Annotated in this window: 9 protein-coding genes; 2 read left to right on the forward strand and 7 right to left on the reverse strand. The window is 29.2% G+C overall.

Translation table 11 applies throughout. The features are described from left to right. Positions 1–148 precede the first annotated feature (148 nt). Together GOY08_RS04110 and GOY08_RS04115 are read right to left on the reverse strand one after the other, a co-directional pair. Positions 149–2464 carry a gluzincin family metallopeptidase gene (locus GOY08_RS04110; RefSeq protein ID WP_158997405.1) on the reverse strand — a complete coding sequence of 772 codons (2316 nt, stop codon included), beginning with the start codon at positions 2462–2464 and terminating at the stop codon, positions 149–151. A gap of 825 nt (positions 2465–3289) precedes the next feature. Then, a complete protein-coding gene (locus tag GOY08_RS04115) occupies positions 3290–5068 on the reverse strand; it encodes a hypothetical protein (RefSeq protein WP_158997407.1) in 1779 nt (592 codons plus the stop codon). Between the two features lie 1715 nt (positions 5069–6783). Here GOY08_RS04115 and GOY08_RS04120 point away from each other — a divergent pair. Beyond that, entirely contained in the window at positions 6784–8058 is a 1275-nt protein-coding gene (locus GOY08_RS04120; RefSeq protein ID WP_158997409.1) for an MFS transporter, read from the forward strand. Between the two features lie 119 nt (positions 8059–8177). On the opposite strand, the gene GOY08_RS04125 is transcribed toward GOY08_RS04120, so the two are convergent. The 5 genes from GOY08_RS04125 to GOY08_RS04145 all read right to left on the reverse strand — a co-directional run bounded on the left by GOY08_RS04125 (position 8178) and on the right by GOY08_RS04145 (position 15965). Continuing rightward, positions 8178–8579, reverse strand: a complete 402-nt coding sequence (locus GOY08_RS04125; protein ID WP_158997411.1) for a hypothetical protein — start codon at positions 8577–8579, stop codon at positions 8178–8180. Positions 8580–9642: 1063 nt separating this feature from the next. Beyond that, positions 9643–10359 carry a zinc ribbon domain-containing protein gene (locus tag GOY08_RS04130; protein WP_158997412.1) on the reverse strand — a complete coding sequence of 239 codons (717 nt, stop codon included), beginning with the start codon at positions 10357–10359 and terminating at the stop codon, positions 9643–9645. A gap of 81 nt (positions 10360–10440) precedes the next feature. Next, positions 10441–12060 carry a phosphoglycerate dehydrogenase gene (gene serA / locus GOY08_RS04135; RefSeq protein WP_158997414.1) on the reverse strand — a complete coding sequence of 540 codons (1620 nt, stop codon included), beginning with the start codon at positions 12058–12060 and terminating at the stop codon, positions 10441–10443. Positions 12061–12082: 22 nt separating this feature from the next. After that, positions 12083–13906 carry an ATP-binding cassette domain-containing protein gene (locus tag GOY08_RS04140; protein ID WP_158997415.1) on the reverse strand — a complete coding sequence of 608 codons (1824 nt, stop codon included), beginning with the start codon at positions 13904–13906 and terminating at the stop codon, positions 12083–12085. Beyond that, positions 13893–15965, reverse strand: a complete 2073-nt coding sequence (locus GOY08_RS04145) for an ATP-binding cassette domain-containing protein (protein ID WP_158997417.1) — start codon at positions 15963–15965, stop codon at positions 13893–13895. Before GOY08_RS04145 ends, GOY08_RS04140 begins: the two co-directional genes overlap by 14 nt. A gap of 33 nt (positions 15966–15998) precedes the next feature. Between GOY08_RS04145 and GOY08_RS04150 the strand changes: the two genes are divergently transcribed. Beyond that, positions 15999–17084: a hypothetical protein gene (locus tag GOY08_RS04150; protein ID WP_158997419.1), complete on the forward strand. Its 1086-nt coding sequence runs from the start codon at positions 15999–16001 to the stop codon at positions 17082–17084. Positions 17085–17101 lie beyond the last annotated feature (17 nt).

A 17101-nucleotide genomic window follows, 5' to 3' on the forward strand; every position in this document is an offset into this window, starting at 1 on the left:
ATTTTGAGAATTATTTTCAATATAACTTTATGAAAATATATGGATAATAATGGTTAATAAAATAATATTGATCTAAAATAAATTTTATTTTGTTATGAGGATATTTAAATAATATTAACTGATAATACTATGGAGATGAGAATATCTTTTAGGACTCAAAATTTAAATTCTTTACTTGCTTCATTCTGATATAAAAGCGTTTTTTCGCCACTGGTCTACTTGTTAAATCTTGACCATTATTCAGAATTTGCACTGAAGCATAATCTACACAGCTGCCATCATCACGGTTAATTTCATCACATTGGCCAGTTACAGAAAGTGGAATTTTTGCAATATCAGCTTCAGAATTTAAAGTGTAAACTAAAGGATATTTTTCTTCATCCTTCCAGTGGATTGCCCCCTGAATTGGACCTCCGCCTAAACTGACTTTTACTTGAACTGGAAATTTAAATTTGTAAACTGCTGAGTTTTTAAGCTGTACTGTTAAATTATATGCTTTTGTTTCTCCTGCTTTTAGCTTCACTGGAATAGGTTTTGAACGGGAACCAGGCTGTCCTGCTATAATATCTTTTCCATCTGCTTTAAAAATATATTCCGCATGCGAATTATTGTCTAAACTGAAGTTTCTATTGGCTAATGCAGCTAAAATAAGTTCTTTAAAAGCACCACTTTTCCGAACTTTTCCATTGCCTAATTCATCTGCAAATAACATGTGCTCAAACCACTCTTTCTCACCAAGTGCAGGGTGGTTTCTGCTTAGGCGCATAGCATCTAGTGTTAAATCTGTCATCATTTGCAATCCGGTATAAATTCCAAATTTCTTTTCTGCTGCCGTTAAAATATCAAACATTGTCCCACCAAATGCTTCTCCGTCATCATGCACTTCGTTGGTTAGGAAAAATCCTGTTTTATTAATAATGCGCATATCGGATAAGCCTGGGAATGAACCAGCGCCTGTAACGTCATGCAATACCATTTGTGCCACAAAATCGGCCATACCTTCACTCAGTCCACCTGTGCCAGCTAAATTAATATAATCGCCCATCAAGCGATCCATCACACCATGTCCAAGCTCATGCCAAATTGTCGTATTATCACGCGCCATGTTACCTTGGTTTGGGGAATAAGTTGTGAAGTTAATTGTATCGTCAGTGTAATACGCATTATTTTTCATGGAAATATCTGGATCATAAAGGAACGCATGAAATGGTCTTGTAGATAATTCTGGATCATTAAAACCACTTTTTTGCAGAGATTGAAACAATTGATCAACAGCCCAATAAACTTGAATAGCATCAAAGCCGTTGTTCATATACTCTACAACGTTATGATCTGGGAGACGAACCGCATCAATTTGATCCATTTGTTTTCGTGAAGTAAAGGGTTTAGCATGATAAGTTCCGGTTGGAACCATTTCATTATCACGATAGTCAAAACGGAATTGCCCTGAAAATTGTGGTTTAAAATTTAAGCTTCCAGCATATTGTTTCATAGCATCAGGATGAACATTTATTGAAGTATATTTTCCTTCTAAAAGAAAACCCGAAGCAAAGTTATTATCAACTAAAGGTAGTGAGCTACGAATTGCGTTACCTTGTCTTTTTACGTAGGAAGGAGCCCAATATCCTTCTTTGCGTCCAGCTGCAGTTAATCCTTTAAAGGGATCAAACATGGAATTTAAGTATTTTATGTTACGTAAGGGTGCAAAAGGATCTGTCTCTGCTTTGAAGATCTTGCTATTAAGGTTCCGTAAAAAACTTGGAGAACGTGGCATTAATTCATTAGTTTTTTCAATTTCTTCATAAATTGGATAAATATGCACAGGAACACTTAGTGTTTTATTGTCATTGTCTGCATTAGGAAAATCTTCATAAAGATGATCGACTACTTTTTTGTTAGTAGGATCAATCTTAATAGTATGAGTTCCGTGTTTACTTTTAACTTTCACGATACGTAATATTTTATCTTTGTCTATAACGTCTTTCCATTTTAAATCACGTATCTGTTTATCATCAGGATGATTTAAAACTGCGTTTCTTACTATATCCATTGTTGCATCTGAGGATAGAAGAGTATCAACGCTTTCATCGCCCATTGAGCTTTTTAGTTTAGAATATTTTGGGGAAGATTTATCGCTCACTTGCGCTTCAACTTGGTAAAGTTGGCCCTGGTTATTTGTCCAAATTCGTAACGTGTTACCTTCTATTGGCAACCCATTTTGCATTTGCGTGAGCATAAGATAATTATATTTTGCCAGTTTACGACTTTCGAGCATTGTAAAATCTGATACAGAAAGAGCAAAACCAGTTTTCTGATTAATTACATCAATAATATGCACAAAGTCACTATTGTTGTCTTCTTTATACGTCCAACGGACACTTTTGGGATTGTCTGCCAATGCAAATAAACTATAAGCTAAACTAAAGTAAGTTGTGGAGAACGCCAAAATCAGTTTGATTTTCATTGGTACTAGCCCTCAATAGTTGTAAAAAAAAGTTTACCGCAATGATAATTTTTTATTCTTTTTTTCACAACAAAAAAATTAATTTTTTTTCTGCTTTCAAATGGGAATTTGATACAAAATTTCTTTGATTTAAAAATAGGATCTTAAAATTAAAATTTAATTTTCCATTTCATCAAGAAATTATTACTTATTAGAAAATTTTCAGAATAATTAAAGTAAATTTTAAGAAAAATAAAAGTAAATTATGTTGTTTTGTTAATTTATCCATTGACTCTCCTTTTCTTGATGAAAAAGTGTCAATTTCAAATAGGGGTTAAGATCAATTTTATAGTTTGATAAAAATATAAATTGATAATATTTTTTAAGAACAAACTTAGAGTTTCATTATTTTTGCAAATTGCAAATTATAATGAAAAACCTTAAAATTGGGAAATTGATATTTATCCTGAGTATAAAGCAAATTATAGTTCTTATACTGTTACAAAAGAAGCAGCGGAAACATTTGCAAAATAGATTTTTAATAAAACAAATTGAAAATTCTCTCTTCCCACTGAATAATAGTGGAAATATGTTGCGGTTATCTTAAAACATTTTGATTACTTAGGGAGAAATCATTTTCTTCCAGATCGTGCAAATGATGAAAGGATTTATTCAGAAACTACTCTTGAAAATTTTGCCATGGGAAATTCAATATTTGGTTTAGCAAATATGGCTGCTAATCTATCGCATTTGTCGTGGAGGTTTTTTTTACCTGTTATACCTATTTAGTAAGAACAGAGCTTTGACATGGACGTTATAATAAAAATATTTATTTATTTAGATAGGTTATTTGTAGTTTTTAATTTTTTCTAATAATTTTCCGCTTTGATCTTTATTAATATCCAATAATTTTTCTTTTAAAGATTCTATATAAAAACGAATAATCCAATCTTCTTTTTTAGTATAATTAGTCATATATGCAATCTTAATTGGATTATTTTTGTCAAAACTATCTACTGCTTCTTTATACTCTTGTAGGTTCAATAAACTTCTTGCACATACAGTAAACAAACTATTTTCATTTGTCAAAATTCGTCCAAACCATTTATTTTCTGTATAACATGTATTTCCAATTCTATTTTCAGAAAAAAGATCATGCATAATATTTCCTAATTTATCGTATGTAATAACATTAAAGTTTTCTTGTAATATTTTTATAAAATCTTTACATCTTCGTGTTCCTGTTGAATCTTCATTTTTATGCAAAAATTTATATGTTTGACATCCATGAATTAATAAAAGTACAATTTTTTGTAAATTGTCAGGTTCAGTCAATGTTTTAATTAATTTTGTAAGATTGAATTTATTTGATTTAGATTTAAATAATTGAAAGTTATTTTTCTTTTTGTATTCTTGAATAAGTTTCGAATATTTTTCGTTATAAAATGCAAGAGAAACATATTTAAAATTGTTATAAAAGTTATTGGCGAATATATTCGAAGATTTGTAATATCCAATTTTCTTTAAATTAATGCAATCATTTTCCGCACTATTCAATATATATTGAACATTTTTTGGTACGCATTGAAAAATATAATCCATAGGTTTTTGCACTAAAAACCAAAGATCATCAGCATAATCAGAATAATTTCCAAATGTGGAAACATTGCCCCATTCTTCTTCTGATGTAACTAGTTGAGCATTTTCCCAAATATAAACATTCTTTACCCAACAAATTGGACTATTAACTGAATGTGTTGCGAGACCTGATTTTGAACAAAAATTAAGATTTTTTGTTTTTTCAGTTCGAGCTATTTCTATATAAATATTTTTAAGTCCATAAATTTCAGTAATACAATTTTCCTTTAAAATTTCGTGGTAAAATTTATACCTTTTAATTGGTCCATTATTTAAACATTGGTTTATTACTCCCCATAAAACATCATCATCTTTAATTTCATTTGCAAAAACTACGTCTTTTTGAAAAAATACTTGACTTTTCTTATAAAGATCTTCTTTATATTTGTTATTTTTATTTAATAAATATAATGAGTCAGGAATTATATTTCGTGCTTTAATATACTCTGCTTGAATGCTAGGATTATCAGAATATAAATAGTCTTCAGCAATGCCAGCATTTTTTAAAATATCATAAATATTTGATTTATAAGGAGGAATAAATGTTTCCTCGAAATCTTCAAGATATTTTTCAAAAGCAAATTGCAATAATCCTTCTCCAATATAGCCACCTTCCATATGTTCAAGTGCAAAATTAGGACCTTCAGCGCCTTTAACCCAATCTCCTTCTTTGCCTTTTCTTTGACCAGTTCTCCAACCTGTACCAACTCTCCAACTACTTTCGCTGTGAGATTTATAAAAGTGTCTGCATTTTAATTTGCCTTGATTTATATTAAATCCAAAGGCGCATTTATATTTATCCTGTGGATTTATAAATTTGAATGCTATAATAAATTTTTGTTTATTTTTTCCAAATTCACATTCTTTTAAGTTTTTAATATCTGAAATATTAATATTAATACAGTCACTATAATCTTTATCATGATATGAAAACCAATTTTTTAAGTATACTACAAATTCATTTAATTGTAATGATTTAGTAGGCATAATTATAATCTCTTAATTTTTAACTTATTCCCATAATATAAGTTACTAGATCTCAAATTTAGAAAAAAGAAGAGATAACCAATAATTGATATTAAAATGACAATTTGACAAATAAGTAAAATTTTATGGCATAGGCTTGTAATGAGTGAAAATGTTTTAAACTAATGGAGAGGCACAAATATAATACCTTTCGTAACAATAAATATTTAACCAAAAACTTTGGGATAAGGTTTTTTAATAACTTTTATATACTTTTTTCTTTCTAATCTTTAAATAAAATATCTATATTATGACATGTGGGGACATAATGCTAATTTTAGAATAACGCGAAGTTTGAATATCTTGATTTTGGGCACTCGTTCAAATGCCGAGAATAGCATTTTTTTAAAAAATTTAAATTTATTATGATTTACAAATAATGCTAATTAAGAGTTAAGAATACGTTTTTAGAAAAAGAACATTTACTTAAAAAGGCATGCAGAAAGTCTTCCGAAAACATGGACAAGCAAGCCCTTTGTAGAACGGACTTTGGATGCTGTTTGATTGTTTGAATACCATTAGATTCAATTAGCCAGTTGAATAGAATTTCTATTGATTGTTTAATTAAACAAAAAGATTTATAATATACTTTTTTTTCTTATGAAAGAATTTTTTTACTTCTTGAAAGTTTAATTGGGGTATGCAAGTTAGAAATTTTTCCAGCCAATTTTTGTTTAGTAGATTGATCGCAGTATGCACGATCAGCAAATATTTCTTAATGATTTAAATTTAATAAATCATTCTTAGCCGTTGTTAAATCTTGTGTCTCAGTGCGGGTTATTTTCGTTGAGAGAGGAAGGCGATTATTTTTAAATAAAGCTGGAAAATGAAGTTTTAATCCAAAATAAAAATACTTTTGGAAGAGCTGAAACCAACTGAAGAAATTTCTTTTGCTGTATTACTTTTGTGGATTCTAAAACCCTTTGCTAAGATAATAGGTAAAGACTCTAATAGAATGATATGTTTAGAGGAATTAGATTTTAATTTGAACTTTTTATTTTTTAAAATGAATTTAGAAAGCTCAGGAAAAAGATGATTTAAATTATTAAGTCTGAATAAAAATCCATCATTAGAAAATAAATGACGATACCATTCACTGAGAAAGTTTTTTGTAAATTTAAAAATGGATTTTATATTTTTAAGTTCATTTAAAATTCCAAAGGTGTAAATTGAGACAGTTTCTTCATTAGTAAAAGAGGAATTTGAGTTTGGACTAATTTTTAAAAAAATTTAGGAAAAGAATTGAGAAAAGGATTTGAAGGAAGTAATGCAAACCGTGATGAGTTGTTTATACCAATCCATTATTAATTTCTTTGTTTCTTTTATTTGTAAAAATTATTCAAAAAACTGGAGTGATTTATTCATTAATAGCATTAATTTTATCAAATCTTAATTGGCATTATTAAAATAATAGAAAATATAAGATTTATGATTTCTAAAAAATACTGCCAGTTAAATTGACTCCATTCAATAAAATCCCAATTTCTACAACTCCTAAATTATAAATTTCAGCAATAATCATTTATTTTACTCCAATTTTCTGATAAAAGGCATTAATGCTAACCCGACTGTTTAAAATGGATGGACACTGTATGCCGTAGATGTTGATTTTGAATTTCGAAAAATAATTAAAAATAATAAAACGATTTTCTTAAATCAACAAATAGAGGTGTTTTGTGTTTAAATTTTTATTTTTAAACATTAATTTTGTTTATTTTGCAATTGCAAATCTTATTATGCAGATTGGTATTGGATTAACGCAAGTCGCTGTATACGGTCATCTGGCAAAGGTTGGAGCCTCGCCGTTATATTTTACAATGGCATTCTCATTTTCAGTAATACCGGGTATATTTTCAAGCCAATTGAGTTGCTATTTGGCAAAAAAAGTAAATATTATTTTTTTATGCATTTTATTTCAATTATTTGGTGCATTTTCCTTGTTCTTACCACTTTTAGGAATTAGCAATAACTATGTACTATTAATAGTTTTTGCTGAATTTATCTCAGCTTTTATTATGGGATTTTGCTACCCAATATCTCAAATCTATGTAAAAAGAGTTTTTACTGATAAAAATTATCTACCTTTAGCAGCAAAATTAGATGTCTATTTATTTTCAATAAATATAATTTTAGGGACATTCATTGGAACTTTGCTTTATAATTATTTTAGTACAAAAAATTATTTAATTTTAAATATTTTAATGTATCTTATTTCTGCTTTATTATTTCTGAATTCTTATTATAAAAATAAACTTATAAGTATTAAAAATTCCGATAATTATAAAAATAATGAGGAAATAAAAAATAAAAGTTTTATAAAACAACAATTATTATTTTTTAGAAATTTTTCAGAGGAACAAAAATATTCTTTTTTAATTTTAATTTTTCTTCCTATTGTAACTACTCCTGCAATTTCCTTGCTTCCAACTATTGGAAATAAATACGGGACAAAAATATTCATATTTGGAATAATTTTAACCCCTGCATTGGGGTTTATTTTAGCAAAGACTATCGGACAAATAATGGGTCCCATGTTAATTTCTGGTAATCAATTTGAAAAATTATTTAAAAGTAAATTCATTTTTTTAAGCTGCAACTTTATTTTTCTTTTTATTTACTTAGTTATCTATTTCATTGAAAATATTTATTTATCTATCTTTCTAATCATTTTGGCACATTTGTTTTCAAATATAGTTTTTTCATTAGGAATGTTTGCTGTTCAGAGAACTTTTGAATTGAAACAAATTTTAGACGTGACAACAAAACAATATCAAATTTCAACGATTGCAATAGCATTTATTGCATTACTCAGTGGATATTTAATTCATTATATACCATACTATGTAGTAATATTTTCCCCCTACTTTATTATATTTTTTATTCTTATTTTTTCTGAAAAAAATATTAAAAATAAAATCATAAAAAGTAGAAAAATATTTTTTGTAAAATAAGTAAATACTAGCTAATTTTAAAAATCAAGAAAATATTCATCAGACCAAGAAGAATTAAATAGAATACAATAAAAAGCGCACTAGTAGAAAACTAGTGCGCTAAAAGAAAATTAAAGTAATTATTTTTTAAACAATCTAACAGAATCTTTCACTCCACCATTTTCATCAACTGTTAACAAACGAATATATCCACTTTTTGTAACATCATGTACTATTCTATAATCTGTATTTTCTAAACTATACACTAAAGTGGTTCTTGGAGCAGGAATGGGCAATGTGTTTAATACGCCTTTAATAGGGAAGAAAAACATTAAAGTGCAAAAAGAAACATCTCCTAGTTGATTAAAGCCACAAACATTTTCATCAACTGTTAATTCAATTTCATCTTTTGAAACTACTTTTACAATATAAGTGCCTTTACCAGGTGCATAGTCACTGCTCCATTTTGTACTTAGTGGTAAATTATGTGCAAAAACAGAAGTTGATACAAGCATTAAAGAAGCAAGAAGTAATTTTTTCATAGCTTTTTCCTTATAATATTGGATAGTTAAAGTAATGTTTCTTTGCTAATAAATTATAAATTTTTATCTGTCAATACATTATTTTAGCATTTATTATTTTTTTTATTAATCATAATTAACTCTTACGATATTTAGTTTTTATTAAAATATATTTTAAATTCTATTTTTACATTAGTTATGATAATTTTTATTTTTAATAAGAAATATTGTTACTTCATCTTAATTTTAATTCTTATATTCAAATTTTGATTAAAATTAAATTTATTGGCAGAAAATTAAAAGTGAATTGATAAATTTTTAAAGGTAGGAAAATTTTTTTTTAAAGATAAATTAATCAATTCTATGAGCAACTAGTTTAGCATTATATTCATAAGATTCTAATACACGTGAATTAACATCTCTTACAATATCTTCTTTAATCTTATTTATTATATTAGTGTCTTGAGTGTAATAACTAAGTTTCATTTCAATTTCTTCGAATTTAGAAGAAACAATAAATCTTACAACATCTTCTATTGTTTTTTGCCTTTTTCACTGTGCAAAATTTTTAATTTATGCTCTACTCCTCTTGGATCTGTTAATTTATAGTAATCATAATTAATTGAATGTAATGCGTCATGAATTGGATCAATGTTTTGATATCTTGCTGCTTATACTATTCCACTATATATTTCATCAACAATGGTTTTTTCATTAGTAAATGCAGAAGTAAAACTTAAAGAAATAAAAATTGTAGTCAGAGATATTATTTTTTTCATAAAAAAACTCCATGTAAAATTTTATGTTAATCAGATTGAATTATTTGATTTTATTTTGTTTAAAATGATAATGATTGAAAAACAAATTTATAATTTTTTATTTTAAAATATATTTAATATTTCTCTTTTTATTTGTTCTATTTACTTATTTAAAAAATTTTGCTCTAATGAATTAATATATTTTAAAAATTAGGTTAGATTAAAATAATAAGGAAAATAACAATGAAATTTTCTTTAGAATAAAGAAGAAAGAGAGTTTTAACTACTCTCTTTTTTGCACTAGTATTTTTTTATTTAAAAGAAACTTAAACTTGTGAACTAGGAAGGAGAACATGCGAACAGTTAGGGCAAAATTCAACAGATTTGCCTCTGGCAATGTTATTTAAAATTTGCGGAGATAAACCTATATGGCAATTGCCGCATGCTCTTTCAATAACCCGACAAATGGGACCATTTGGATTACGGGTAATTTTTGCGACACGTATATAGTGTTGCGCAATTCTATCGTCTAGACGAGATAAATAAGTGTCACGTACTTTATTAATTTCTGTTAAACGACCTGCGGATTTTGTTTCAGCTTCTTGTGCTTTTCTGCGTTCACCTTCTGATGCACTTGTTGATGCAGAAAGTTCAGCTTCTGCTTTTTGAAACAAAGATTTTGACATTTCTATTCTGTTTTCTGTTTCATCAGCTTTTTTCTGTGTATCACGAATTTCTCTTTCAACATGATCCAGTTCACGTTTTAAGCTTCTGTGATCATCATCATTTTTTGCGGCAAAGAGCCTAGCAGAGCGTTCAGCTTTCCGTTCTTCAAGATCATCAAGCTTTTTATACAAACGACGAAGTTCCGCTTCGTTGAAAGACATGTCTGTTCTGGTTTTTGAAATAATTTCTTCACTGATTCTAGATTTTTTTGCGAGCTCAGAAAGTTCTTTTTGAGCGGCGCGTTGATCTTGGGTAACAAGTCCAGAATCAATATCAAGTCTATATAATTGTTCAATAATTTCATAACTTGGATTCAAAGGTTTCTCCTTTTGAGACAAAATATGGCAACTTCTCTTTTTATCATAGTAATATATGACTTTCAATAACTTATAGGTGTCCTAGAGTCCACTCACCAAACGCGCTGAAATTAAATTTGGCAGTTTTCGCAAACCATTGATAGTGGCTGATTGCAATTCGCCATCAACCCGAATTAAGCTCATTGCCATGCCACCTCTACGATTTCGGGATAACTCAAATTGTGCAATATTGACATTGTTTTTTGCTAAGTAAGAACCAACATCACCAATCACTCCTGGTCTATCATGATTTTGCATGATAATGAGGTCACCATCGGGTTCAATTTCAAATAGAAAGTCATTGATAGAGCAAAGCCTTGCTATTTTTCCATCATATAAAACAGAACCAACAGATACTTTTTCATTTGCTCCGCTGCCAAAAACTTCAAGCAGCAACTCATTTTTTAGTGAATTATTTTTTAGAGCGAGTTCTATTTTAATACCTCTTTTTGCTAGTAAACGTTCTGCATTTACATAAGAAACAAACTCATCAGACGCATGCGCTAAAAAGCCTTTTAATGTAGAGAGTTTTAGGATTTGTAGATCTTCTTGTTTTAAAGCTCCAGTAACAGTCAAACGCAAGGTGGCTGGATGAAAATCGAATATTTGAGCAGCAACATGCGCTGATTTTTCAGCTAAAACCGAGATTGCACGGAGATCGCCTGAGCCAAGTAAAGAAACATGTGGTAAATTTACTGGATAATCAACAATTTCACCACGCAAAGCTTTTAAAACTTGCACAGCTATGGTTTCGCCAATACGAAATTGGGCTTCTAGGGTGCTAGCTCCAATATGGGGAGTCACAATTATATTAGGATGTTTGATGAGTTCGGCCATCGGTTTTGGCTCATTATCAAAGGTGTCTACTCCGGCACCTGCAATATAGCCTTCATTAAGAGCATTTAATAATCCTTTTTCAGTAATTATCCCACCGCGTGCAGCATTTAAAACAAATGCACCTTTGCGCATTTTCTTTAATTCTACTTCAGTGATCATGCCTTTTGTTTCTTTATTTAAGGGAACATGAACAGAAAGAACGTCACATTCAGCAAGAAGTTCTTCTAAAGTATTTTTGCGTTCAGCACCATTGCGGCGAAATACCTCATCTGAAATATAGGGGTCATAAGCAATAACGCGCATATCAAAACCTAAAGCAAACTTAGCTACTCTATGTCCAACATTACCTAGGCCAACAATACCAATTGTTTTTCCACCCAATTCAGTTCCTGTAAAATGATGGCGATTCCAACCGCCTTGGCTAGTGCTAATGTGTGCTGCTGGAATTTTTCGAATAAGTGCAAGTAATAAGCCAAAGGTAAGTTCTGCAGCCGAATTGGTATTTTTTCCTGGAGTGTTGACAACTAAAATACCAAGATCTGTTGCTAAATCACAATTTATATTACCATAACCGACAGCTGCGCGTGCAACAATTCGTAATTCCTTACCCGCAGTTAATAAAGTTTCATCGACATCTGTTTCAGAGCGGCTAATTAAAACATTTGTATCAATAATTTCTTTTAGTATCACCTCCCTTGGAGCGTCTGGGAGGTATACAATTTGCAATGGAGAAGAGACGGAAAGTTCAGATGGCTGATTTTTTAGAAGATCTAATGCAACCTCATGCAATTTTCCAGTTATTAAAATTTTAACTGCCTTTTCCATTTTAGCGTTCCTATTGAAATATTTAAGTTAAGTGCGTTTCAAGTTCATTACCTAGTTTGGTAAGAATTTGTTCAGGCCTACCATAATCTAGGAGCTTGCCGTTGCCAAGCAAAACAACATAATCGGCAGATTTCAATGTATCTAAGCGATGTGCAATAACAATAGTAGTTTTCTCAGCAAAGGCTTTTTTTATTGCCGCTTGAATTAATTTTTCTGTTTCTAAATCAACACTAGCGGTTGCTTCATCCATTAAAATAATTTTAGCTTTACTTAAAATTGCTCTAGCCATACAAATTAATTGCCTTTGACCAACAGAAAAATTTGTTCCTTTTTCTGCAACTTCATAATTTAATTTACCAGGTAAATTAGAAATATAATCAGCAAGTTGAACATCTTTTAAGGCATTCCAAATTTCATTTTCAGAAAATTTATTTGTTCTATCAAGATTATATTTTAAACTTCCAGAAAATAAATGTGGCTCTTGTGGAACAATTGCAAAAATTTCTCTCGCTTTTTCTAAAGGTAACTTTAAAATATCAATATTATCTACTAAAATTTCGCCACTATGGAAAAATAGCATTCGATAAAAAGCTTGAAATAATGTACTTTTTCCTGCACCAGTTTTACCTATAATCCCTATTTTTTTTCCAGCAGGAAAGGAAACAGTTAACTGGTTTAAAATAATTGGTAAATCTTCTCTATAACTAGCTTGTAAATTTAATACATTAACCTCTCCATGTTTAGGCCATTGATGTGGAATAGTTATAAAATCTAATTTTGTATCTTTATGTTCAGATGGTAGAGTTTTATATTCAATGATTCTTTCAACACTAACCATTTTTGCTTCAATCATAGATAAACTTCTTGTTAACCATTGCATAATAGAGTCTAAGCCAATTGTTAAACTCATTAAAAAACCAGCTTGTCCAATTCCTATTTTTCCTTGTGTAACAAAATAAATTGCAATTAATGTAATTGTAAACGAAAAAAATTCAGATGTTACTTTTAGTCGTATGTTTAACCAACGCAATATTCTGCTTTGTAACAAAGATGCTCTTGCAAAATCTTGTGCAATTCCTTTTAAACGATTGATAAATTCTTCTGTTTTTCCATAAGCACGAATTGTTTGAAAACCAACTACTGACTCAGTAAATAAACTCCAGATAGGTGTTTCTAAAATTTTTGCTAGACGTTGAATTTCTCTTGAAGCTGATTTAAATATTTTTTGAATTCGATAATAAAATAAAGCGCAAGGTAGTATAGAAAAAATGGCAAAAGGTGTTTGATACAATACAATAATTGTAATAATTACTAATTCTACAAATGTGCCTAGAATATCTGCAAATATATTTGGAATTTCATCTTTTGCCTGAATGTAGTCGCCACTAAAGCGGCGGATAAGTCTACCTGAGGGATGCTCATCCATAAAGGTAACTCTGACATTCGAAAAACTATCAACCATTTGATCATGAAGAACTCTTGCTCCATTTGATAAAAAACCAATTAAAACTAGCCAATCTAAAGCTTTAATTACTATAACTATTCCACAAAAAGCAAAGAAAAATGTTGTGATTTGTTCTGCATTTGCATGTTGTAACCAATTCTTTAATTCATTAAAAATTTGAATTTCATGGTTACATTGATTATTAGAGCATTTATCAACCCACAAAGAAACAATATAGCGAAATAAACTTTCACCTATACTAGCTGAAATAATTAAAATAAATATGACTGGTGTAAAATATTGGACACCTTGCATAGCCAAAAAGTAACGTTTAAAAAATGCAAAACCAATATTACCTTGTTGCACACTTTCTTTTGCAATAAATTTTTTAGTTTCTTCCATAATTTTCTATGCCTGCTAAGAATTGCGTTAATCTTGAGTTTTTATTTTTTATTAAATTTTTATATATTCCTTGTTCACAAATTTCACCATTTTCTAAAAATATAATTGAATCAGAATATTTTAAAAATTCTAAACGATGAGTAGCCCAAAGGATTGTTTTATTCTTTCCCCATTCGCCCAGAAAAATATTTGTTACTAATTCTTTTTCTGTTTTGACATCAACTGCACTAAGAGGGTCATCAAGAATTATTAAACTAGAATTCTTAAATGCACTGCGAGATAAACTGATACGTTGTTTTTGTCCGCCAGATAAGTTCACACCTTTTTCACCTATTTCTGTTTCTAATCCTTGACTAAAATTTGTTAAATCACTTTTAAAGCTAGCAGCATATAAAGAATTTATAATTTCTTTTTCACTAGTGAATATTTCATTTTCAGTTTTATATTGCAATGGGATATTTTCTCTTATTGTACTATTCATGATAAATGCTTCTTGCGGTACATAACTTTGAATAGCACGCAAAATATTTACTCCTGTAAGGGTATGTACAAAACAATTCAGTTCAGTGATTACATTGTCATGATTCACTTGTAATTTAAAGCGTACTGTCCCTTCTGTAGGAACTAGATCTCCCATCAAGAGTTGCAATAAAATAGATTTCCCAGCAGCGACTGGACCAATAATAGCAATAATTTTATTTGCGGGAATTTCTAAATTAATATTTTTTAAAACATAAGGTTCTGAATCAGAAAATTTTAAAGAAACATTTTCTAATGTAAATGAAATTGAAAAAGACATTTTTTCTTTTTTTGTAATAATTTTATCAATCAATTTCTTTTCTTCTTGAGAAAAATTTTCTTTTAAATTTTCTGGAAATTCTTCGTTTTGAGTTCGTGCAAGGTACATTTTTTTTAGCCTTTTTGAGGCTACTAGTGCTTGTGACCAAGCATTTACAAACCAAGGTAATGGTGTAATTTGATGACCTAGAATTCCAGAAAACCAAATGGCAGCAAATATGGTGGAAGCATTTTTTTGTCCATCTAAATAAACAATTCCAGCAAAAATAGCACTACTTACAACCATCCACCAATTATGTGTGATGGCAAAAGCGGTGCAGTATTTTGCAGCAATTTTTAAATCTTGTCGATATTCAGATAAAGTCGCTTGGTTAATTTCTTGCTTAAAATGCTTGCCCCAGCCAAAGTAACGAATCAACCGCATTCCTTGAATCCATTCCGTTACAAGTTGCAGTCTTTTATCTCCACGCCGCATCATCTCATGATGCAACTTATTTCCAAGCCAAGTGAAAAAAATTGAAATTGGAATTTGGAGACTAATGATAATGAATCCTAACCAAGCAATTTTCCCAATGGTAGAGATCATAATAATCATTACTAAGACGCAAGAGACTAATAAAACGGGAAAGTCCACCATTGCGTGGGATAGGTAATCTCCTAAAAATTTTGTATCATTTTGTGCCATATTTGTAATGTCACCAGATTGAAACTTATTTCTATCCTTTTTGCTGATGTTAAGAAGTTGGGTATAAATGTAAAACATGAGTTTGTAGGGAATTCGCCAAGCTAGTAACATCTCCTTTTCAATTTTTTGGGCGTGTAAGCTTGTTGCAAAAATATTAAGCAAAAATATAATAATAGCCAAAGACATACTAAAAAATAACTTTTCGTTTAGAGTTGGATTCTGGTATAATAAATCTATCAAACGAAAATGTTCCGATGTCTGTTCTAAACTTCTTAACACTTGAACCGCTGTTAAGGCGGCAAGCAAAGAAGCTGTTACGTCTGTAATATGAATCAAAAACATTTTTGTAAATTGGTTTTTTTCAAAAACTATTAGAGATTTAAAAGGAGACTTTCTTAATAATGGGAGAGCTTGAATAAAAGAAGGATAGGGATCTTTTTGTTTTAAAGTCTCGTTTATAAATGGAATTGAATTTAAATCTTTTTTATTTGCTGAACGTTTATTTAACTTTAGCATTATGTTTGTAACATCGGAAAAGGTTAACTTTTCCCATAATGAAGTTTTAGTTTGAGACAAGGCGATACCTCAAATTTTAGTTAGGAGTTTTAAGTGAATTTTTGCTTTAATTTGGATGAAATATCAAGTCTCATTACCAAAGCTGAACTCGGTTTTCTTACTCCAAATGAACATAGTTATTTGCAAAAAATGATTGCTGCACAAACAGTAATAAACCAATTTACAAAAAATTTCAATGAACAGGTTCTGCAATATAATAAATTAATTTCGAAGTATTATAAGTGGGTTTGTTTTTCTTTTGAAAAGAAAAATATTAATAAAAAAGATTTAACTGAATTGTTCTTGTTAAAAAATTCTTTAGAAAAAATATATTATAATGAAAAAAATAAAATAATTGATACTGAAAAACCCCTATCGTTTTTTGGTAAATTAAATGAATTGGCAAAAATTTGGAATTACAATTTAGAAAAAAACGAAAAATCAATAATTAATTTTCTTAAAATATTTATGAATGAAATGTATTATATTCCAGAGTATTTGGTAGAAAATATTATGCAGCTTGTAGTTGACAACTGGCGACCTATTTTATTTCCAATTGGACCAATATTCGCAAGAAAATTTTCGCTTAAAGAAATAGAAGAATATTTTTTTGGCGAAAATTCAAAGCCTGATTATCAAACTCATATCATTGAAAGAATAGATAGATTCTTTTCATTAGTCGGAGTTGGCCATACAAATCACATTTTTCTATCTAAAAAAAATGATTTTGAATTATATGAGGCTTCTTTAATTGTCCATGAATTACAACATATCGTTGATGCAAAGCAACATAAAATTTTGCCTGAAGGAATGTATTTAGCAGATCACTTATTTTTAGCAGAAAAAAATGCATTAAATGCTGAAAGAATATTTCTTAATGGAAATGGAGTATCCAAAAAAGGAAAATATAATTGGCTTGAAGCAAATTTATTTTATCCTCTTCTATTATTGAAATGTGAATTCCATTCATATCTAAACAATGAAATTAATATTTCTAATTTTAAGTCTTTATGCCTATCGCATGGGATGGATCCTGTAAATTTATCAACACTCTTTGATTGGGGAGCTCCTTTTCAAATGAGTATTTATTGTGCTGCTGTATTAGAGTTAGAACAAAATTGGAAAAAATATATTCAGTGAAAATATTAATGAGGGTA

Source organism: Pigmentibacter ruber, from assembly GCF_009792895.1.
GTDB classification, from domain to species: Bacteria; Bdellovibrionota_B; Oligoflexia; order Silvanigrellales; family Silvanigrellaceae; genus Silvanigrella; species Silvanigrella rubra.